This is a genomic window from Phytoactinopolyspora mesophila (assembly GCF_010122465.1).
GTDB lineage: Bacteria > Actinomycetota > Actinomycetes > Jiangellales > Jiangellaceae > Phytoactinopolyspora > Phytoactinopolyspora mesophila.
Map to the genome: position 1 here is coordinate 20352 of NZ_WLZY01000010.1, position 21287 is coordinate 41638.

A 21287-nucleotide genomic window follows, 5' to 3' on the forward strand; every position below is an offset into this window, starting at 1 on the left:
CGGGTCGTCCGGGATGCCCGGGGCGACGGCGGCATCCACAACGGTTGGTGTTTCCGCACTGGGCGGAGCACGTTAACGTCTGGAGGTGGTTGTTGTGGTGACACGTTTCGACCCGTTCCGTGATATGGACCGGCTGGCTGAGCAGGTGCTCGGTACCGCGCGAAGTGCCGCAGCGATGCCGATGGACCTCTACCGGTCCGGTGACCACTACGTCATGCATTTCGACCTTCCGGGGGTCGACCCGGGTTCCATCGACGTCAGCGTCGAGAACCGGGCACTCACCATCCAGGCCCAGCGCACGAGCCGCGACGACGAAAACACTCAGTGGCTGGCCAGGGAGCGCCCCTCCGGAACCTACGCCCGCCAGCTGAACCTCGGCGACGGGTTCTCCCTGGATGACATCGACGCCACCTACGCCGACGGCGTGCTGACCGTCACCTTGCCAGTGGCCGAGCAGGCCCGGCCCCGGCGGATCGATGTCACGCGGGCCAACTCCCGCCACAACGTCGAAACAGGCACCGCCGAGCGTCAGGGGATCGAGACCTGATCTTCGTCGTCGTCCGGTAAACCGGGGGGCGGGCCGTGGCCCGCCCCGTCGGTGCCGGGCGCGGATTGCCTGGTTGACGACGGCGCACCAGGCGGCGCGGTTGTCGCGCGAACTTTCAGCTGTGTCGGCACCGTGGTGACCTCGTTGCCGGTGTCACCTCCGCGTAGCCGGTCCAGCAACGCCAACGCCGCGATCCGGCCTTGTTTCCGCACCGGCTGTGCCACCGTGGTCAGCCCGAACAGCCACGACAGGTCGTGGTCGTCGACGCCTACCACGGACATGTCTTCCGGCACGCGTACCCCGTCGCTGCGCGCCGCGTGTATCAACCCCATCGCGATCTCATCCGAGACGGCGAATACGGCAGTCGGCAACGGGCCACGCCGTTTGAACTCCGCGTACGCCTCCACGCCGGACTCGGCCAAGAACTTCCCGCCAACCGTGAGCTTGGGATCGGGTTCGACACCAACCTCTCCGAGTACTTCTTGGTAACCCTGTTTCCGGTCCGGGGCGACGGGGAAACCCAGGTGATCGTGGGGGTCGCCGCCGACGAAACCGATCCGGCGGTGCCCCAGTTCGACCAGGTGGCGGGTCGCCGATCGCCCGACCTCGACGTCGTCGATCCGTACGGTCTGGATACCCGGCATCACCGGCCCGATGGCGATCACCGGACGTTGCATGGCGAGCAGCGCGCGCACTTCGTCTGGCGTCAGCGGCAGGCTGAGCACCACCAGCGCGTCGACGCGTTTGCGAAGCAAGTGAGTATCGACGACGCGCCGCCGTTGGGTCTCGACGTCGGCCAGACCGTAACGCAGCACGTCGTACCCCACAGCGGAGAACGCTTCCTGCGCCCCTTCGGCTATCGCGCTGAAGTACCAGCCACGGGCTACCGGCGACACAACTCCTACGGCCCCGGTGCGCCCCGTGGGCAAGCCTGCCGCGCTCGGCGAGGCCACGTAGCCGAGTTCCGCGGCCACGGCCTGCACCGCCGCGCGGGTCGCCGGGGAAACCCCCGGCAACCCCCGGAGCGCACGTGACACGGTGGCAACGGACACCCCGGCCCGCGCCGCGACGTCCACGATGCCCGTCATCGAACCAGCTTCCCAGGTCCCAACCAGCCAGCTCTGTTCAACCCTTCACGCCACCGGACAGCAGCCCTCGCACGAAGTAACGCTGTAGCGCCAAGAAGACGATCAGCGGAACCACCATCGCGACGAACGCCCCCGCTGTGAGCAGATGCCACGCCTCCCCGCGGCTGCCGGCGAGTTCGGCAAGCCGGGCGGTCAACGGTGCGACGTTGGGGGTCCCGCCGGCGAAGGTCAACGCCACAAGCAGGTCGTTCCAGACCCAGAGGAACTGGAAGATGCCGAACGCCGCGATCGCTGGCACCAGCAACGGCATGAGCACTTTGAAGAAGATCTTCACATGCCCGGCACCGTCCACTCGAGCTGCCTCGACCAATGACGGCGGAATGTCCTTCATGAAGTTGTGCAGCAGGAACGTCGCCAGCGGCAAGGCAAAGATGGAATGTGACAACCACACCGTCCAGAACGAGCCGGCTACCTCCCACCGGACGTACTGCTGCATCAGCGGGATCAGCGCCACCTGCAACGGCACGATCTGCAGCGCGAAGACGGCGACGAACAGGATGTCCCGGCCGCGGAAGTCGATCCAGGCGAACGCATAGGCGGCGAGCAGCGCGAGAGTGATCGGGATGACCACAGCCGGGAGGGTGATCACGACTGAGTTGATGAAGTAGGTCGAGAAGGACTCACGCGCGCCGAACAGGACCTCGTTGTAGTTGCCGAGGGTGAACTCGGGGCTGCGGAACCAAGTCCACCATCCAGAGGTGTTGATGGACTGCTGCGGCCGGAACGAGCTGACCAAGAGCCCGATCGTCGGAACGGTCCAGACGACCGCGATGACGATCGCCACGCCGGATGCCCACGGCGACGAGAGCTTCGCTCTGGCCATCGCGGCACGCCGCTCCGCAGGAGTCAGCGGCCGGGGGACGGCCGGCGTGTCGGCCGGCAGCACGGGAGGAGTCGGTGTGGTTGTCATCGGATCTCCTCCGAGAGACGCAACTGGCGCACCTGGTAGATCACTACTGGTATGACCAGGATGAACAGGAAGACGGCGAGCGTAGCGCCGAGGCCGAAGTTCCCTTGCCGGAAGCTCTGCGTGTAGAACTCGTTGGCGACGACGCTCGTTTCGAACTGGCCGCCGGTCATGGTGCGGACGATGTCGAACGCTTTCAGCGTCGTCATCGTCACGGTGACCAGCACGACGAGTAGGGCCGGCCGGATGCTGGGCACGGTGATGTATCGGAACATCCGCGCGCCGGTCAGACCGTCGAGACGAGCGGCTTCGACGATGTCGTCAGGGATAGCCTTGATGGCCGCCGAAAGCACCGTCATCGCGAATCCGGTCTGCACCCAGATCATCACGATCAGCAACCAGAACGTGTTACTCGGTGCGTTGATCAGGAATTGCTGAGGTTCGAATCCCAACCACACCAGGAATTGGTTGATCAGGCCGATCTGTGCGACGCCCTCCTGATCCGGCCGGTACGCGTAGACGAAGCGCCAGATGATCGAGGCGCCCACCAGGGAGATCGCCATCGGCAGGAAGATGAGCCCTTTGGCGAGGGCCTCGAACCTGGTGCGGTCGACCAGCACGGCATAGACCAGACCGATGAAGGTCGCCAGGATCGGCACCAGAATCACCCAGATCAGGGTGTTGCGCAGCACCGTCTGAAACTCGCTCTGGCTGAACATGGTCACGTAGTTGTCGAAGCCGATGTAGTTGGTGCCGGTGCGGTCGAAGAACGACTCCCGGATGGTGCGCACCATCGGATACAACAGGCCGAACGCCAGCATCAGCAGCGCGGGGCCGAGGAACGCGGCCACCAGGGCCCAGTTCGGCACCGAACGCGCCCGGTCCACCGACATCAGGATCAGCGCCATGACGACGACGAACAGCAGGATGGCGAAAACCATGACGCCGAGCTTCTGCGGTGTCGATGTGGTGTCCAGCAGCCATCCCGGCCAGGGGACGGAGAACTCGTTGAAAGGCGCGACGCCGATGGCGGACAGCAAGAAGACGCCGCCACCGACTGCCGCGAAGACGCCGAGCGCGATCAGCGTCATGGTCCAGGGGATCGAGCCTCTCAGATCCGGCCCAGTGCCCCGTTGGCGAGGGTCCGGGGAACCGGATCCCTCTGTCACAGTTGTGCTGCCACCCGGCGGGTTTCCGCCACCGGGTCGAGATTCAGACAAGACGACATCCTTTCCGCGGGCGAATCCAGGAACGGGACCTGATCGACCGAGGCCACCGGAGCGCCGGTGGCCTCGGCCATGGGGCACGCCCAACGATTTGTGGCCAGGCGTGCCCGTCCCGGAAGCCGCGGCCCGCTACATTCTCAGGCCACGCGAATCTGCTTACGGCCAGGAGTTCTCGATGGCGTCGAGAACCTCGTTGTCCGGCTTGTCGTTGGCGATCCAGTTGGTCATCTCGGTCCAGAACGTTCCGGCGCCAACCTCACCCGGCATCAGGTCCGACGCGTCGAACCGGAAGATGGTCTCGGGGTCCTGCAGGATCTCCACCGAGAGCCGGTTGATCTCGGTGTCGACGTTGGCAGGGTCAAGGCCGGTGTTGGCCGAGATCCAGTTGCCTTCGGCCGCCTTCAGGTTGGCCCACTCCGGCGAAGCCAGGAACGCCTGGAAGGCCTGGACCTCCGGGCGGTCGTTGAACGCCGCAGCGAACTCACCGCCGCCGAGCACCGGGTTGCCGAACTCCTCGGACATCGGCGGCAGGTAGAAGGCGTACACGTCGCCGTCCGGGGCCACCGTGGCGCCGGCCTCGTCGAAGTTGGCCTGGTAGAACGACGCCTGGCGGTGCATCCAGCAGTTGCCGTCCAAGATCGGCAGGCCCGCGGCCTGGAACTCGGTGGCCGCGATGCTGGTGACATCGCCGAGCCCGCCGTTGACGTAGTCGTCGTTCTTGAGGATGTCGCCTACGGCCGCGAGGACCTCCGCGACCTGCGGGTCGTTGAAGGGGATCTCGTGCGTCATCCACTGGTCGTAGACGTCGGGACCGTGCATACGGAGCATGACGTCTTCCATCCAGTCGGTAGCCGGCCACCCGGTGGCGTCGCCGGAGCCGATACCGGCACACCACGGCTTTCCGCCGTCGGCCACAATCTGGTCGGACAACGCGATCATGTCATCCCAGGTCTCCGGGATCTCGTAGCCCGCGTCGGCGAACATGTCCGGCGAGTACCAGACGAACGACTTCACGTTCGCCCCGATCGGGGAGGCATAGAACGTTCCGTCGACCGTGCCGAGTTCCTTCCAGTCTTCGGCGAAGTACTCCGCGGTGTATTCCTCGGCGAGCGTTCCGTCCAGCGGCTGGACCGCGTCGGTGTCATTGACGACGGTCTCGAGCAAGCCTGGCTGCGGGAAATAGGCGATGTCCGGGGCGTTGCCGCCGCGAACCCGCACGGTGAGCTGTGCTTCGAACTCGCCGGAACCCTCGTAGTCGATGGTGGCGCCTGTGCACTCTTCGAACGGCCGGTACGACTCGATGTGCGCGGTGTCCTCCGGCGCGACGATCGAGGTGTAGACGTGGACCGTCGTTCCGCTCAGGTCGCCGTATTGCTCGTATGCGGCGCAGTCGCTGGGGTCGTCGGCCGGGTCGCCGTTCTCGTCGGCTTCCTCCGCAGCGGCGTTGTCACCGTTACCGGCGTCGTCGGTGCCGCATGCCGTCAACACGAGCGACAATCCGGCGATACAGCCGATCATCACCGCACCCGTCCGCCTTTTGCTCTGGGTCATGTGGTGCCTCCCCTCTTCAGAAAGTCCAGCCGGGCGCTCTCGTTCACCCGGCCAGCCAGGCACGCATGTCGCTGCCTGTGAAGCACAACGAAAACGTTTACGCTTTCAAAACTCAAGGGACTAAAGACACCGAAGCGGTAACGATTTCGCCACATGCGCGAAATGACGAAAGTCCTCCACCTGCCACTTCCCCGTGATCGACAGTAAGTTGTGGCTACGGGACAGCAACCGCACCGCACTGTTGATCACCAAATCGCGACCACAACCCACTGACGATCACCTACGGGACCGGCCAGCGGGAAAGCTCGGACGCCCGAGGACTTGTGCGTTCACATCAGGCCGGACCGGGTGAACTTGTGCGGGTCGACGAGCCCGGAAACCGCCTGATGTGTGCAGGCTGGAGGGAAGGGTCACCGGCACGTTGAAGTGCACGGACGCACAAGGCAGCCAGGGCGGCTGGGACACTCGTGTCCTGCGATGCAGGGCACTGGTACCCAGACCCGCTTCGACATAGGTACCGTGTCAGTAGCATCTTTCGTGACGCGAGTCACGAACATACCTCCGGCCCGGACCACGGCGCACCCAAGTCGTGTTTCTGGCAGGTGGTCAGGACACGGCCAGGCTGGCGCGGCGACCCCGCGGAGCCGACGACGTGAAGGAGAGACATGACTGTCGATACGGCGGTTGACCCGGCCGGTGGCGGAGCTGCGAGCGAGCCCGAGCTCGTCCAGCTCCTGACTCCCGAAGGTCAGCGAGTACCGAACGAGCATTATGACGCGCTGATCGATGACATCGGCACAGCTGAGATCCGCGCTCTATACCGCGATCTCGTCCTGTCACGGCGCGTCGACAGCGAAGCCGTCGCGCTGCAGCGGCAAGGCGAACTCGGGCTGTGGGCCAGTTTGCTCGGCCAGGAGGCAGCCCAGGTCGGCTCCGGTCGCGCGCTGCGGCAGCAAGACCACGTGTTCCCGACGTACCGCGAGCACGCCGTGGCGTGGTGCCGAGGTGTCGACCCCGCACAGCTACTGGGGCTGTTTCGTGGCGTCGACCAAGGCGGGTGGGACCCCCGCGAGAACAACTTCCATCTCTATACGATCGTCATCGGCGCTCAGACGCTGCATGCCACCGGCTACGCGATGGGTGTCCAGCGCGACGGTGCCCTCGGCACCGGCGACCCCGATCGCGACACCGCCGTCGTCGCCTACTTCGGTGACGGCGCCACCAGCCAGGGCGACGTCAACGAAGCCTTTATCTGGGCCAGCGTCACCAATGCGCCGGTGGTCTTCTTCTGCCAGAACAACCAATGGGCCATCTCCGAGCCCCTCGAGCGCCAGACCCGCGTTCCGCTGTACCGCCGGGCATACGGCTTCGGATTCCCGGGGCTCCGGGTCGACGGCAACGATGTCCTGGCCTGCCTGGCCGTCAGCCGAGAGGCACTTCAGCGCGCCCGTGACGGCGAAGGGCCGACGCTGATCGAGGCTTTCACCTATCGGATGGGCGCGCACACCACCACCGACGATCCCACCCGATACCGTCTCGGCTCTGAGCTCGAGCACTGGCGGCTGAAAGATCCCATCGAGCGGGTCAAGGCTTACATGGTCCGTGGCGACATGGCTGACCAAGCCTTTTTCGACGACGTGGAGGCCGAGTCCGAGTCGCTCGCAGAGCATCTACGCACCGCCTGCCGGCAACTTCCCGACCCCAGCCCGGAGTCGATCTTCGATCACGTCTACGTCGACCCCACACCCCCGCTGCTCGCGCAGCGTGACGAGATGAAGACCTACCTGGACTCCTTCACCGACGAGGAGGCCCAATGACCTCGCTCAACATCATCAAATCCATCAATGCCGGGCTCCGGCGTTCGATGGAGAACGACCACAAAGTCCTCATCATGGGTGAGGACGTCGGCAAGCTCGGCGGCGTGTTCCGAGTCACTGACGGTCTGCAGAAAGATTTCGGCGAGGATCGCGTCATCGACACTCCGCTGGCCGAATCCGGCATCATCGGCACGGCCGTCGGTCTCGCCCTGCGCGGCTACCGGCCGGTGTGCGAGATCCAGTTCGACGGGTTTGTCTTCCCCGGCTACGACCAGATCGTCAGCCAGGTCGCCAAGATGCATTTCCGTTCCGGTGGACGGCTCCGGCTGCCGATTGTCATCCGGATCCCCTACGGCGGTGGCATCGGCGCCGTCGAGCACCACGCCGAAAGCCCGGAAGCCTACTTCGTCCACACCCCTGGGCTCAAAGTCGTCTCGTGTGCAAACCCCGAAGACGCGTACTGGATGATCCAGCAAGCCATCGAGTCCGACGATCCGGTGATGTTCTTCGAGCCGAAGCGTCGCTACTACGAGAAGGCAGAGTTCGAGCTCGACGGATCGCCGCCGCTGCCTTTGCACACCTCCCGCGTGGTACAGCAGGGCACAGACGCCACGGTGGTCGCCTACGGCCCGATGGTCAAGACCTGTCTGGAAGCCGCGGCCGCGGCCACGGAAGACAACCGTTCGCTCGAAGTGATCGATCTTCGCTCGCTGTCCCCTCTCGATCTTGACCCGGTGTACGAATCCGTGCGGCGCACGGGCCGGCTCGTCGTCGTTCACGAAGCTCAGCGAACCCTCGGTGTCGGCGCCGAAGTCGCGGCCCGCGTCACTGAAGAGTGCTTCTACTCCCTCGAAGCTCCGGTGGTCCGGGTGACCGGCTACGACACGCCGTACCCGCCGGCCCGGGTCGAGGATGACTACTTACCCGACCTCGACCGCGTACTCGACGGCGTCGACCGCGCACTGACCTACTGATCTTCGAAAGGACGACCAGAGTGAGCGTTTCGCAGTTCAACCTTCCCGACGTCGGCGAAGGCCTGACCGAGGCGGAAATCGTGTCCTGGAAGGTCGAGCCAGGAGACACGGTGAAGGTCAACGACGTCATCGTGGAGATCGAGACCGCCAAGTCCTTGGTCGAGTTGCCGTGCCCGTTCGCGGGAGTCGTCGAGAGCCTGCTTGTCGACGAAGGCGCCACGGTACCGGTTGGCACGCCCATCATCGCCGTGCGCACCGGAGGAGAAGCTTCCCGGGCCGACACCGCCAGTCCGGGTGAAGACCTAGTACCGGCTCCCGAAGCTCCTGCCGAGGACGCGGGCGCCCCCGCACCGACCGAGGACGGCCGCCAGCCGGTGCTCGTCGGCTACGGTCCCCGCACCTCCGCGGCCAAGCGCCGGGCTCGCAAGCCGGTCTCGGCCCCATCGGGCGCATCCACCCCTGCTCACGGCTCCGAGGCAACGCGTACTCAGCAGCCTGAGAGCAACGGTTCCGGCACCGAGGCAGCAGAACAGACGCTGCGCGCACCGGAGAGCAGGGCGCGGGTTCTGGCCAAGCCACCGGTTCGCAAGCTGGCCAAAGACCTCGGCGTCGACATCTCGAGCATCACACCGACCGGTCCCAATGGCACCGTGACCCGTGACGACGTCCAAGCTGCAGCCGCCGCGACCGCCGAACCAGCCACGTCCACCCAGGAACGTCCCCGCGCCGGCACGGGCACCGGCTGGCATGGTTTGGCCCGCGAAGAGCGCACCCCCATCCGGTCGGTCCGGCGCAAGACCGCCGAGGCGATGGTTCAGTCGGCATTCACCGCGCCGCACGTCACCGAGTTCATCACGGTGGACGTCACCCGCACCATGCGGCTGATCGAACGCCTGCGCGAGTCCCGGGAGTTCCGCGAGGTCAAGCTGTCGCCGCTGGCACTCGCCGCCCGAGCCATCTGCCTGGCCATGCCACGTACGCCGGAGATCAACTCCCGGTGGGACGACGACGCCGGAGAGATCGTCACTCAGCGCTTCGTCAACCTGGGCATCGCGGCGGCCACCCCGCGCGGCCTCGTCGTGCCGAACGTCAAGGACGCTCATCTGCTGCCCCTGCGCGATCTGGCGGTCGCCATCAACGAGCTGGCCGCCACCGCGCGCGACGGCAAGACCCCGCCGTCGGACATGCTCGGGGGAACCTTCTCCATCACGAACGTAGGCGTGTTCGGGGTCGATACCGGTACGCCGATCATCAATCCGGGGGAAGCAGCCATCTTCGTGCTGGGTGCGATCCGGCAACAGCCGTGGGTCCACAAGGGCAAGGTCAAACCTCGCTGGATCACCACGCTAGGGCTGTCTTTCGACCACCGGCTGGTCGACGGCGCCCAGGGTTCGCAGTTCATCGCCGACGTGGCGGCGCTGCTGGAAGACCCGGGCAACGCCCTGGCATGGGGCTGAGACGGTCCAGAAGCTCCGGTTGACGCCTGTAGAGCCTTGTAACAACGACAAGAAGAGGGCCCCGCGAGGAAATTGCTCCTCGCGGGGCCTCTTCGGTTGTTCTTGACCGAGTCGTCAGGCGTTCACGACCCTAAGAGGCCGCGCAGAATGGGGCGCCTGACAGCGAGCGGGGTCGGGCGCCTGGATGGCAAGGCGGAGGAAGGAGTCGCACTGGGTTTGTGCGACGACTGACGACAACGCCGCCAGCCAGGATGCTCGGGCCCGCGAGCCAGGCGACTCCCATTCTGCGCGGCCTCTAAAGGTGTCAGGACCGGGTGTTCCGGCCGGCAACGGCGAATCCGGTGAGTCCGAGTCCACCGATCAGCGCCACCAGTCCGGCAGCGACCATCAGCGTCGAGGCCGCTCCGGTGTCGGGCAGCTCTTCGTCCTCGTCCTCATCGTCTTCGTCGTCCTCGGGCGGAGTGGTCGGCTCGGGCGTCTCGGTCGGCTCGGGCGTCTCGGTCGGCTCGGGTGTGTCCGTCGGCTCGGGTGTGTCCGTCGGCTCCGGCGTCTCGGTCGGCTCCGGCGTGTCCGTCGGCTCCGGCGTCTCGGTCGGCTCCGGCGTGTCCGTCGGCTCCTCGGTGGGTTCAGGCTCCTGCGTGACCCACGAGACCTCGCCGGAAACGCTCAACTTGGTGTTCTCCGAAGACGCCAGGATCAGCGACTGGGTCGGGTGCTTCTCATAGTCAGCGCCCACGAACAGCCGGCCTAGGTTCAGCGTGGCCGACGCGCTCAAGTCGACGGTTCCCGCGCCGTCCGGCGCACCCTCCGGAACGTCGACATAGATCTCCGCGCCGTCGCTGACCTCGCCGCCCAAGGGCTCGGCGTCACCGTTGACAAGCGTGACGTCCTCCGGCAGCGTCGACGACAGCTCAGCGATCTCAGCTGACGTGGCGACCTCGAACGGGCCGAGCACGGTGCCCGGCTCCCCCGAGACCTCATCCGGTGTCAGGGCAAGTTCTGGTGCGGGCTGTTCATCCAGCCCTTCGTTTTCGTCGCCGGTCAGGAATTCATAGAGGGCCCGCACGTCGCCGCTGGACTGAGGGTGCCCTGGGGTGACGAGGCCCCGAGCCAGGTTGGCACCGTCGCTGTAATGCCAGATGGCTGCCTGGGTGGCCGCGATGGCTTCCCGCCGGCTGAGCCCGTTCTGGAACGAATGGTCGACGCTTTCTTCGATCTCCTCCAGATCAACCGCCGGATAGGAGTTGTGCAGGATCCAGTTGATGTGGTCGCGGTTCTCGTGGAACAGCGAGTCGGGGTCGGGGTACTGGTCCCACGGGACTTCGTCCATGTTCGGGTGGTCGCGATCGATCTCGACGTCGATCTCGACGCAGTACGTCTTCAGTGCGGCGCCGTCGGGCAGGCTGAGCCCGATCAACATGGTGCTCAGGCTGCCGCGACCGTCCAGGTTCACCCGGAGGCCTTGAATGTTGTCGTTATCGAGAGTTGCTCGTTTGTCCGGTTCGGCCGTGGTGAGGGCGGCGGCGGACACACCCATCCCGACCAAGGACAGCGCTAGGCCACCCGCTATGAGGGTGGCCCTGCGGACTGGCGTTGGCATCTTTCTCCCTTGTTTGGTCGCATCCGCCGCCCCGTGGGGCGGACAGACGCTAAGTCAAGATCACTCCCCCGCCGCGCGGGATACTACCGAAGAGCGACAGACCCGGCTCAAGCACCCCCGTGTGGGGTAAATCGGACGCCGGGCCAGAAGTCAGATTTTTGGGTCTCACCAGCACTTATAGTGCGATAGTCACGGAGGGTGCCTAGGCAGCAACTGATCGTTAGCATAGGGTCGATTCCCGTGGCCGACTTCACCGAAGCGACGACCGTCAAGTATGTAGAGCCAGGAAGCTATGACGTCGATATCGACGGCACCTGGTCCGTGGGCGACGTGCCCAACGGGGGCTATCTCCTGGCGCTGATCCTGCGGGCGGTTATCTCCGAATCGCCGCACCCACACCCGGTCAGCACCAGCGCCCATTTCGTCGCTCCGCCGTCGCGCGGCCGGGCCCGGATCCGCGTCGATCTACTGCGAGCCGGTCGCACCACCGCCACCTTGCGGGCGACGGTCATCCAGGAGGGGATCTCCCGCGTCGAGGCCTTAATCACCACCGCCACTCTCGACCGCAACGCCGACGTCGAATGGGCCGGCCCGGCTCCGGAGCCGGTCGCTCCCGTCGACGAGTGCATCCCGGCCGTGGTCGACCTGCCCGACGGGACCCACGTCGGGCTCCTGGAGCATGTGGACCTGCGCCTCGATCCCCAAACACTCGGCTGGTTCTCCGGCCGGCCCGCAGGGCAACTGTCGATGCGCGGTCATGTCCGCCTGGCCGACGGCACTCAGCCTGACCCGTTGGTGCTGGCCCTAGCCGTCGACTCGCTGCCGCCCACGGTATTCGGCCTGGGACGGCTGGGCTGGGCCCCCACCGTCGAGCTCTCAGTCACCACTCGCAGCCTGCCTGCGCCAGGCTGGTTGACGGTACATCTGCGGGGCCGGTTGGTCAGGGACGGATGGTTCGACGAGGAAGCCGAGGTGTATGACGCCGACGGCTCGCTGGTGGCGCAGTCGCGCCAGCTCGCGCGAGTCCGTGTCACCTGATCATCCCTGCTCTTCCCTGACGACCCAAAGGGCCGAGGCAGCGACGTCGGTGAGCTCCAGCTCTTCGGCTCCGGGCCCGGTACCCACCAGCAGTGTCGAAGACCCCGCGTACGCTCGCCGCCTGAGCACCTGGATCCGCTGGTCCAGCCTGATGTCGTTGGCCGTGAAGTAGCGCAGCAATTCCGGCTCGTCGTCGGAGATCCGGGCTACGCGTCCCGCATCACCTGGCGCGAGGACCGACAACCGCACCGCGTCGGGCCGCTCGACCGTGCCGTCCGGCGCCGGAATCGGGTCACCGTGCGGATCCCGGACCGGGTGGCCGAGCCGCTCGTCGATCCGTTCCAGCAGGCGGTCGGAGATCACATGCTCGAGTTGCTCGGCTTCGTCATGCACCTCGTCCCACCGATAGCCGAGTTCTGCCACCAGATAGGTCTCCACCAGCCGGTGCCGGCGCAGGGTCCGCAAGGCAAGCGCTTTACCGGCATCGGTCAGATCCACCGGACCATAACGCTGATGTGTCACCAGCCCTTGGTCGTGCAGCCGGCGCACCATCTCAGAGATCGCCGGGGCGCCCACGCCGAGGCGCGTTTTCAGGTACGACGCGGTCACGGGAACGTTGTCCCACTCCTGGGCGGCATAGATGACCTTCACGCAGTCTTCTGCCGCCACGGACACCCTGCCTGGGCGGTGCTCTTCGGCCACAGGGACAGACTAGTGTGTCGTCATCCCGTCCTCAGGGAGAAGCGGTCGGCGGCGCGAATAGCAAGCAACATGGGCACCATCAGAGTGGGATCATCCACCGGGTGTCCTAGCAGTTCTTCGGCCCGCCGAAGCCTTTGATGCAACGATTGGCGCCTGACGTGCAGATGGTCAGCGGCACGCGTCGGGCTGCACCCGTGCCGCAAATAGATGTCGACCGTACGCACCAGGTCACTGCCATGCGCGGCGTCCCAGCGTTGCAACGGCCCCAGCAGGTCGTCCACGAGCTGACGCCGACTGGTTTCGTCGACAAGCCCCAGCAACCGATCAGGCAAGCTCTCGCGCCACACCCGGATGCCCGGTGCACCTTGGTCGAGGGCCGCGTGGGCTTCTCGCAGGGACCGGCCGGTCTCGTCAGCGGACACCGGCGGACCGATCACACACGTCAGGTCATGGCCGGGCGCGACGCCATGCCGACGCAGGCGCTCGGCCAGCGCCCCAGCCGGATCAGCCACCTCGCCATCGGCCACGACGATCCCGAACACCTGGTCACGTACCCGCCCGGCGAGTGCTCCGCCCGAGTGAGCACCAACGGTACGGATCAACGCGGTGGTGGCCTTCGGGTCGGTCGTCGACGCCGCCAGGCCCAGCAGCGCTGCGCCCGCAGGAGGGTGCAACCCGGCCAACCCCGCCCTGACGATGAACTCGTGCTCGCTGGCGACATTTCCCTTCAGTAGATCCTCGAACAGCGCAGGAGCCACCGATCCCGGCTCGCCAGGCGCGTCACGAAGGTGAACCACAGCGACGCCTGCAGCGGCCGCGATCCGGCGGGCGGCCAGGGACAATGCTCCCGGCGCCCATCCGGAATTGTGGCCGAGAAAGACATCACCCCAAGGGCTGCCGTCGACCAGCACCGGGGCACGCACGACGGCCTCGGCGGCCAGCCTGCTCAACACCTGCTTCGATGCGACACCTCCGGCGGCGACCATCTGGCCCGACGCGGTGGAGATCATGACTGGACAGCCGATATGCCGGGCGGCGATACGCGCCACGCCGTCCAGACCGCCGGTTGCCAGCGCCGCGAACAGGGCGTCGCTCAACTGGTCGACGACCCGCAGTTCGGTGCCCTCGCGGTCCAGGATCACGGTGTTGACGGCCCGGCAGATCCGCTCGAACGGGACGACGTCATCGAGCCTGATCAACGGGATCTCACGCCGGTCGGCTTCGTCGACCAACTCCACAGGCAAATCGGACAACGAACGGCCGATCTCGATGGCCACCGCCGTGACCCCCCGCTCGGCCAAGTCGCGGATCCAGAACCGCCTGGCCCCGGCATCGGCCCCGGACAAGCCCAGTCCCGTGGTCAGCAGCAGCTCACCTCCGGACAGCAGGGGGCCGATCTCGAAGATCTCGCTCGAGTGCGCCCACATCACCTGCCGGTTCAATCCCTCGGCGCTCGTGGTCAGCAACGGCGCGGCAGCTTTGACCGCCGGCAGATCGAGGATTTCACGTACCGTCATGGACATGTCATGACGGTGCCGTGAACTGGGCTCCAGGTCAATGACTTTTCGCAAAATATCGATCTCCCGAAAACTGACGCTTCGTGCGTTCCCTCACACGCTGCGCCACCACCAAGCTGTGTAGCAGTCTGTTCCCGGTCATGCTCCGGATCCTTGCCCGCCCCTCACACCGGCTGCCCAGCCCGCCAGGATCTGAAAAGCGGCCGGGAACGGGCGCGTTCCGGGCCCATTAGCCGGCACGTCGAAGGGCCCACGCGTCGCCTGATCACTGGAGGTAGCTGGTGACACCGAACTCACAACCCGACCTCGGGCGAATGCGGCAGTGGCTGCACGCCGCCGTCCAGGAGGCACGCAGCGGACTGAGCGAAGGTGGCATCCCCATCGGCGCGGCCTTGATCGACGCCGACGGGGCTATCCTCGGCAGCGGTCACAATCGACGGGTTCAAGATGGCGACCCGTCGCTACATGCGGAGACCGCCGCGTTCCGGGCAGCCGGACGCCGGCGCTCGTACCGCGACACAACGATGGTGACGACCTTGTCTCCGTGCTGGTATTGCAGCGGTCTGGTGCGACAGTTCGGGATCTCCCGAGTGGTCATCGGCGAAGCCCGAACGTTCAGCGGCGGGCACGAGTGGCTAGCCGAGCACGGTTTTGACATCGTCCTGCTCGACGACGAGGAATGCGTCGAGATGATGGAGCAATTCATCGCGGCCAATCCGGCCCTGTGGATGGAGGACATCGGCGATGACGATGAGCTCTGAAGACAGCTACGTCGACCCCGACTACCCGATCGACCCAGTCCCGCAGCATGCCCGCAAGTCCCTGTTCTCGTTGTCCATTGTCCTGCTCGGCTTCACGTTCTTCACGCCCACCATGCTCGCCGGGGCACAGGTGGGCGCCGCATTTGAATTCTGGCCGCTCATGGGTGTGCTGCTGCTCGGGTGTGTCGTCTTGGGCGGCTACGTCGCCGTCATCGGCGGTATCGGAGCTCGCACCGGCCTAACCACCGTGATGATGTGCCGGTACGCCTTCGGCAGCAAGGGATCCAAACTCAGCTCACTTCTGCTCGGTGGCACCCAGGTGGGCTGGTACGGCGTCACCGTAGCCACGCTGGCCCAGCTCGTAGCCCATGCTGCCGGCTGGGAGGGCGACGGCGTGCAGCGCCTGCTCATGGTGCTTGGTGGCTTCGTCATGGGCGCGACCGCCTACTACGGCTACCGCGGTATGTACGGCCTCTCCATCGTGTCAGTGCCGCTGCTGCTCGTCCTCGCCGTTTGGGTCACCTCGCGTTCGTTCGACGAAGTGGGCGGCATGTCCGGCATGCTCGACCAGCGACCTACGGCCACCATGAGCGTCGCGGTCGCAGTGACCATCATCGTGGGCACCTTCGCATCAGGCGGCACCCAGGCACCGAACTGGACCCGGTTCGCCCGCACTCCGAAGCAGGGCTTCGGATCTGCTCTGGTCGCGTTCTTCATCGGCCAGTTCCTCATGCTGTTCTTCGGCGCGATCGGGGCGATCGCCTTCGGCCAGCCGGACTTCGTTCTCGTCCTCTTCGACCTCGGCCTCGTCGCATGGGGATTGGTGTTCCTGGTCGGCAACCTGTGGACCACCAATGACAACACCGCCTACAACTTCGGGGTGGCCGGAGCGGAGATCGCCAACTCGCGGTCCAAGAAGCCGTACATCATCGGCGGCGTCATCATCGGGACGCTGCTCGCCGTCACCGGTATCTACGACAACCTCATCACATATCTGAGCTGGCTCGGCATCCTCATACCGCCGATCGGCGGAGTGATCGTCGGCGACTGGTGGGCCCGGTGGCGCCGCGGCCTCCCGGACCCTTCGAGCTACTCATTCCCAGCCGTGCGATGGGAGAACGTGGCGGCCTATGCGCTCGGAGCACTGGTAGCGAAAGCATCCGACGAGTGGGGCTGGGGCATCCCTCCGATCAACGGCATCCTGGTCGCCGTCGTCCTCGCGGTGCTCTTCGCCAAGCTGCGCGCCACGGAGTCCAGCACTCCGGCGCCGTCCCGCTGACGGCGCCACCCCTTCGGTGATCGGGTTCAGCCGGATTCTGCTAGCGGGTCGAGCCCGAGCGCGTCTGCCATGGCGTAGAACACCTCGGTGTTGTCCAGGAAGGCGTTGAACCGGGCCGCGCCAGGACCGGACGCGAAGATCGAGACGTCCTCGACCGTGTGCACACAGGTCGTGGACGTCACGGGCAGATTGCCAGTCTGTAGCTCGGCATCAGGATCACGCTCCGGGTTGTCCACGGCTTCGCCGGTGTCCGGATCGATCAAGGCTGGGGCCTGGAACACGGTGTTGTGCTGGAAGTCGTCGGTGTGGTCGGGGTGGTTGGACCAGCCGAAGAACAGGCCGACGTCGGGGTTCGGATCGTCCGGGAACCCGTCGCCGTCATCGTCGGAGTAGGTGGGGAATCCGGCGTCGCCGTACACACCGTTGGCATTGCGGCCCTCGGCGTTACGACGGTCGTGGGTGCCGACGATGCTCATCGAGTGGTTGTGATCGGCGGTGACCACGATCAAGGTGTCGTCGCGCCCTTCGGCCCACGCCTTCGCCACGCCGATCGCCTGGTCGAACTCGATGGTGTCGTACGTCGCGCGGGGCCCATCCAGCGGGTGCTCCATCTTGTCGATCGAGGCAGCCTCCACCATCAGGAAGAAGCCGTTCTCGTTCCGCTCGACCACCTTGAGCGCTGCCTCGGTCATCTCCATCAGCGTCGGCTGATCGTCCCACTCGCCGAGGACCTCCGGCTGCTTGATCAGCTGGCGGTCCACATAGACGTTCATGTTCCGCGGATGGAACAGCCCCAGCAGCTTGTCCGGAACACCACCCTGCACCGCGGACTTGAGCTCGGCGCGGCTCCCGACGTGTGTATATCCAGCCTGCTCGAACTCCTTGACGACGTCGCGGTCGTCGTCGCGGCTGGATCCTGGCTCGGATTGCGGCCAGAAGAACGACGCACCCCCTCCCATCCAGACGTCCAGCTCCTGCTCGAGGAACTGGTCCATGATCACCTGATACTCGGCGCGCCGGCGCGTGTGGGCGAACACGGCGGCCGGCGTTGCGTCCTGGACGTCGGAGGTAGCCACCACGCCGATCGACATCCCGCGGGTGCGCGTCAGCAGCTCCGCGATGTTCTCCACGCGTGGGTGCTTGTTCGGATCCGGCTCGTTGCCTTCGTACACGCCCATCGCGTTGACCGACGACTTATGGCCGGTCATGTATGCCGACATGGAGTTGGCGGAGTCGGTCGCGATCGAGTCCACGCCGGAGGTACCGACCAGGCCGCGATACTCCATCCGGTCCATCTCGAGCAGACCGTGGTACTTCCCTTCGCTGATGCCCTTCGAGAGGATGCGGGCGGCGGTGATGGCCGGTGAGCCCATGCCGTCGCCCAGGAAGAAGATGATGTTCTTGGCCTGTTTCTCACCGGCCTTGGCGACAACGACCTCGTGCCCGGCCTCGGCGCGAGCCGTACGTCCACGTGAACGCACGTTCACCCACACCTTGTACTGACCGGGCTCCTCGTAGGAGACACCTTCGTACGTGACTTCGAGGCTGTCCTCCTCGATGCTGGTGCGCACCGGCTCGCCGATCAGGACCGGCGCCGGTCCGTTCGGCCCTTGAACCGAGATGTCGATCCGGGCGGTCTGCGGGTCGACACCGCTCGCCTCTACCCGCAGGTCGAATCGAGCGCCGGCCAAGAACTTCGCGCGGTCGATCGGCAGAATCCGAATCTGTGGTGACGACGGGCGACGCGCCTTGGACGCTGCCGTCCGCGCCGTGTGCGCGTGTGGATCGGCGTCGAGCAGACCTTCCGCCGATGTCCGCTTGACCGCTCGGGTGGGCTGTTCCCTGGTGGCCAGGGCCGAGCCGCCGCCCAGACCCACGATCGCCGCAACCGCTGCGCCCCCGCCACCAGTACGCAGCAATGCTCGCCGGGAAATGCCCGGTTTGTCCAGACCGTCTTGCTGCCGAGGACTCTCACTCACGATATGCCCGCCTCTCGTCGACCGTCCTCAATGACGGTTTTGAGCATGGGCAGTCACATTTCCGTCCCGGTAACGATCACGGCGCCAGCAGCCGCACGGAGCGTGAACAGTGCGTGCCAGGGCTCATCGGCCAGGCAGTGTTGCGCGCACAGCGCGCAGTGGTCACTCGACCGGCCCCGAGACTCTCCGGATGGCGCCTGCACGACGCCGGTAAGCTGCAACGACGCCGCGTTGCGGGGCGAACAGGTAAATGATGAAGAACAGCGTGCCCTGAGACAACACAACAGCGCCACCGGGTGAGACGTCGGCGTAATACGCCACGTAAAGACCGGTGAACGCACACGTCACAGCCAGCGCCGGAGCGATGACGAGCATCCGTTCCATCCGGTTGGTGAGAAGGTACGCGGTGGCGCCCGGGGTGATCACCATCGCCACAACCAAGATCACCCCGACGGCCTGCAACGCGACGACGACGGTCAACGCCAGCAATCCCAGCAGCATGATCTGCATCCGCCGGGGACTGATCCCGATCGTGTGCGCATGATCCGGATCGAAGGCGTACAACGTCAGGTCCCGGTTCCGGAGCAGCAACACAGCGACCGTCACGACCCCCAGGACAACCACCTGGATGATGTCCGCGTCGGATACCCAGAGCACGTTCCCGAACAGAATGTGACCGAAGTCCACGTGGCTGGGCGTCACCGAGATCAGGACCAGCCCGAGCGCGAACAGCGTGGTGAACACCACCCCTATCGCCGCATCCTCCTTCACCCGTGACGTCGCCCGGACGGTACCGATGAGCCAGACCGCGAAGCAGCCGAACACAAAGGCCCCTACCGCGAATGGCGCCCCCACGACGTAGGCCAGGACGACGCCCGGCACCACCGCGTGCGAGACCGCGTCGCCCATCAGTGACCATCCGATGAGCACCAGCCAGCACGACAGGATCGCACATGCCACGCTCGCGACGACGGTGACCAACAAGGCGCGCTGCATCGCCTCCATCTGCCACGGATCCAGCAAGAACTCGATCACGGTCCCCGGCCCCCACCAACCCGGTCAGCGCCGGCAGCGAAGGCCCGGGCCAGGTTCTCCGGGCGCAACACCTCGTCTGGCGTGTCGTGCATCAACACTCGCCGGTAGAGCAGCGCCGCTTCGTCCGCGAGTTCAGGCAGGGCTTGCAGATCATGGGTGGCGATCAGCACCGCGCTGCCATTCTGCGCGCGGTGGCGCAGCAGACTGGAGATCGTCGCTTCCGACTGTTGATCTACTCCTGAGAACGGCTCGTCGAGCAGGAGCAACCGCGCGTCCTGAGCGATGGCCCGTGCTACGAACACGCGCTTGCGCTGCCCGCCCGACAGCTCGCCGATCTGCCGGCCCGCGAGGCTGGTTAGCTCGACCTGTTCCAGGGCGTCGTCGACGGCTGAACGGTCCTCCCGGCCGGCCCGCCGGAGCATAGTCATGCGGCCATACCGGCCCATCAGGACCACGTCGCGAACCCGCAGCGGAAAGCTCCAGTCGACGTTCTCCGACTGTGGGACGTAGGCGATCTGGCCCACTTGCCGGCTCCTCGACGGGTCGGCACCGAAGAGGCGGACGCTGCCCGATTCCGGCCGCACCAAGCCCATGATCACCTTGAATAGCGTCGACTTGCCGGATCCGTTCATCCCGATCAACCCGCAAATCCGCCCCGGCCCCACCACCAGCGACGCCTGTTCCAAGGCCAGCACGCGCCCGTAACGGACCGTGACGTCCTCGATCTCAACCGGCGATCCCATAGCTACCGCCCCTGGCCCGCTTCATCGGTCAGCCCGGCGATGATCGTATCGATGTCGTGCCTGATCAGATCCAGATATGTGGGGACCGGGCCGTCCGGCTCGGACAGCGAGTCGACGTACAGGACGCCGCCGTATTGCGCGCCGGACTGCCGGGCCACCTGCTCGGCAAGGTCATCGCTGATCGTCGACTCGCAGAACACGGCGGGGATCTCGTTGTCCCGCACGAGATCGATGGTGTCGGCCAAGTGCCGGGGTGTCGGGTCGGCGTCGCTGTTGACCGGCCACAGATACGCCTCAGCAAGCCCGGCGTCACGCGCGAGATACGAGAACGCGCCTTCGCACGTGACCAACGCGCGTTGGTGTTCCGGCAGGCCGGCAACTGCCGCCACGAGTTCGTCATGAGCGTCGCGTAGCTCTTCGGCGTATGCGGTGGCGTTCGCGTCGAAGAGCTCGGCGTTGTCCGGGTCGAGTTCGCTCAGCGCCTCGGCGATGTTCTCCACGTAGACGATCGTCTCGAGTGGCGACATCCAGGCGTGCGGGTTCGCGTCCCCGGCATAGTTCCCGGACTGGATGGCCATCACCTCGACGCCCTCGCTGACGACGACGCGTGGCGCGTCGACCCTGGCCATGAAGTCGTCGAACCACAACTCGAGGCCTAGGCCATTCTCGAGGATCAGGTCCGCGTCGGAGACTCGGCGGATGTCGCCCGGAGTGGGTTCGTAGCCGTGAATCTCCGCACCTGGTTTGGTGATCGATTCGACGACGACGGCGTCACCGCCGACGTTGCGCGTGATGTCGGCCAGCACGGTGAACGTCGTCATGACCGTGGGCCGGCCGTCGTCGTCACCGCTCGCGGCCGCTCCGCCCCCACATCCCGCAAGGACCAGACCTGAGACCGCGAGTACGCTCACCCGAAAATAGTAGTTCGGTCGGCCGAACTTAGCTTCCACCACGTCTCCCGTTGCCAATTCGCCGGACGCCCGAGCTGGCTCCAATGTACCGCGCA

Annotated in this window: 19 protein-coding genes; 7 read left to right on the forward strand and 12 right to left on the reverse strand. The window is 65.9% G+C overall.

The features are described from left to right. The first annotated feature begins 94 nt into the window (after positions 1–94). Positions 95–547: an Hsp20/alpha crystallin family protein gene (locus F7O44_RS23820; RefSeq protein ID WP_343073915.1), complete on the forward strand. Its 453-nt coding sequence runs from the start codon at positions 95–97 to the stop codon at positions 545–547. Here the strand turns inward: F7O44_RS23820 and F7O44_RS23825 are convergent. The 5 genes from F7O44_RS23825 to F7O44_RS23840 form a co-directional block, all read right to left on the reverse strand. Further along, positions 529–1635 (reverse strand): LacI family DNA-binding transcriptional regulator, encoded by a 1107-nt coding sequence (locus tag F7O44_RS23825; RefSeq protein WP_162452815.1) that lies wholly within the window; start codon positions 1633–1635, stop codon positions 529–531. The genes F7O44_RS23820 and F7O44_RS23825 overlap by 19 nt on opposite strands. A gap of 37 nt (positions 1636–1672) precedes the next feature. After that, positions 1673–2605, reverse strand: coding sequence for a carbohydrate ABC transporter permease (locus F7O44_RS23830; RefSeq protein WP_162452816.1), 933 nt, complete (start codon positions 2603–2605; stop codon positions 1673–1675). Further along, positions 2602–3543: an ABC transporter permease subunit gene (locus F7O44_RS23835; protein ID WP_162452957.1), complete on the reverse strand. Its 942-nt coding sequence runs from the start codon at positions 3541–3543 to the stop codon at positions 2602–2604. The genes F7O44_RS23830 and F7O44_RS23835 overlap by 4 nt, the downstream gene beginning before the upstream one ends. A 224-nt stretch (positions 3544–3767) precedes the next feature. Beyond that, entirely contained in the window at positions 3768–3902 is a 135-nt protein-coding gene (locus F7O44_RS31325) for a hypothetical protein (RefSeq protein ID WP_281353663.1), read from the reverse strand. Positions 3903–3984: 82 nt separating this feature from the next. Beyond that, positions 3985–5379: an ABC transporter substrate-binding protein gene (locus F7O44_RS23840; protein WP_162452817.1), complete on the reverse strand. Its 1395-nt coding sequence runs from the start codon at positions 5377–5379 to the stop codon at positions 3985–3987. A gap of 665 nt (positions 5380–6044) precedes the next feature. On the opposite strand from F7O44_RS23840, the gene pdhA reads away from it, so the two are divergent. From pdhA to F7O44_RS23855, 3 genes are read left to right on the forward strand one after another with little or no spacing between them, the layout of a single operon-like run. Next, on the forward strand, positions 6045–7196 hold the full coding sequence (gene pdhA, locus F7O44_RS23845; protein WP_162452818.1) for a pyruvate dehydrogenase (acetyl-transferring) E1 component subunit alpha: 1152 nt from the start codon (positions 6045–6047) through the stop codon (positions 7194–7196). Then, complete coding sequence (locus F7O44_RS23850; protein ID WP_162452819.1) at positions 7193–8170, forward strand: alpha-ketoacid dehydrogenase subunit beta; 978 nt, start codon at positions 7193–7195, stop codon at positions 8168–8170. Before pdhA ends, F7O44_RS23850 begins: the two co-directional genes overlap by 4 nt. A 20-nt stretch (positions 8171–8190) precedes the next feature. Next, entirely contained in the window at positions 8191–9627 is a 1437-nt protein-coding gene (locus F7O44_RS23855) for a 2-oxo acid dehydrogenase subunit E2 (protein WP_162452820.1), read from the forward strand. A gap of 304 nt (positions 9628–9931) precedes the next feature. Here F7O44_RS23855 and F7O44_RS23860 read toward each other — a convergent pair whose 3' ends face one another. After that, positions 9932–11227, reverse strand: coding sequence for a thioester domain-containing protein (locus F7O44_RS23860; RefSeq protein WP_162452821.1), 1296 nt, complete (start codon positions 11225–11227; stop codon positions 9932–9934). 240 nt (positions 11228–11467) lie between these two features. Between F7O44_RS23860 and F7O44_RS23865 the strand changes: the two genes are divergently transcribed. Then, a complete protein-coding gene (locus F7O44_RS23865; protein WP_162452822.1) occupies positions 11468–12265 on the forward strand; it encodes an acyl-CoA thioesterase domain-containing protein in 798 nt (265 codons plus the stop codon). Here the strand turns inward: F7O44_RS23865 and F7O44_RS32080 are convergent, their stop codons facing one another. Then, positions 12266–12967, reverse strand: a complete 702-nt coding sequence (locus F7O44_RS32080) for an iron dependent repressor, metal binding and dimerization domain protein (RefSeq protein ID WP_162452823.1) — start codon at positions 12965–12967, stop codon at positions 12266–12268. A 20-nt stretch (positions 12968–12987) separates the two neighbouring features. Then, positions 12988–14490, reverse strand: coding sequence for a PucR family transcriptional regulator (locus tag F7O44_RS23875; RefSeq protein ID WP_162452824.1), 1503 nt, complete (start codon positions 14488–14490; stop codon positions 12988–12990). 308 nt (positions 14491–14798) lie between these two features. Here F7O44_RS23875 and F7O44_RS23880 point away from each other — a divergent pair, with 308 nt between their 5' ends. Beyond that, positions 14799–15245, forward strand: a complete 447-nt coding sequence (locus tag F7O44_RS23880) for a nucleoside deaminase (RefSeq protein ID WP_162452958.1) — start codon at positions 14799–14801, stop codon at positions 15243–15245. Further along, the gene (gene codB, locus F7O44_RS23885) at positions 15229–16524 is read left to right on the forward strand and encodes a cytosine permease (protein WP_162452825.1); all 1296 of its coding nucleotides are present in this window, start codon (positions 15229–15231) and stop codon (positions 16522–16524) included. Before F7O44_RS23880 ends, codB begins: the two co-directional genes overlap by 17 nt. 26 nt (positions 16525–16550) lie before the next feature. On the opposite strand, the gene F7O44_RS23890 is transcribed toward codB, so the two are convergent. From F7O44_RS23890 to F7O44_RS23905, 4 genes are all read right to left on the reverse strand, one after another. Further along, entirely contained in the window at positions 16551–18503 is a 1953-nt protein-coding gene (locus tag F7O44_RS23890) for an alkaline phosphatase (protein ID WP_222851640.1), read from the reverse strand. Positions 18504–18665: 162 nt separating this feature from the next. Then, positions 18666–19508 (reverse strand): iron chelate uptake ABC transporter family permease subunit, encoded by an 843-nt coding sequence (locus tag F7O44_RS23895; RefSeq protein ID WP_162452960.1) that lies wholly within the window; start codon positions 19506–19508, stop codon positions 18666–18668. 26 nt (positions 19509–19534) lie between these two features. Then, the gene (locus F7O44_RS23900; protein ID WP_162452826.1) at positions 19535–20281 is read right to left on the reverse strand and encodes a metal ABC transporter ATP-binding protein; all 747 of its coding nucleotides are present in this window, start codon (positions 20279–20281) and stop codon (positions 19535–19537) included. A gap of 2 nt (positions 20282–20283) precedes the next feature. Continuing rightward, on the reverse strand, positions 20284–21192 hold the full coding sequence (locus F7O44_RS23905) for a metal ABC transporter substrate-binding protein (RefSeq protein WP_222851641.1): 909 nt from the start codon (positions 21190–21192) through the stop codon (positions 20284–20286). Positions 21193–21287: the final 95 nt, after the last annotated feature.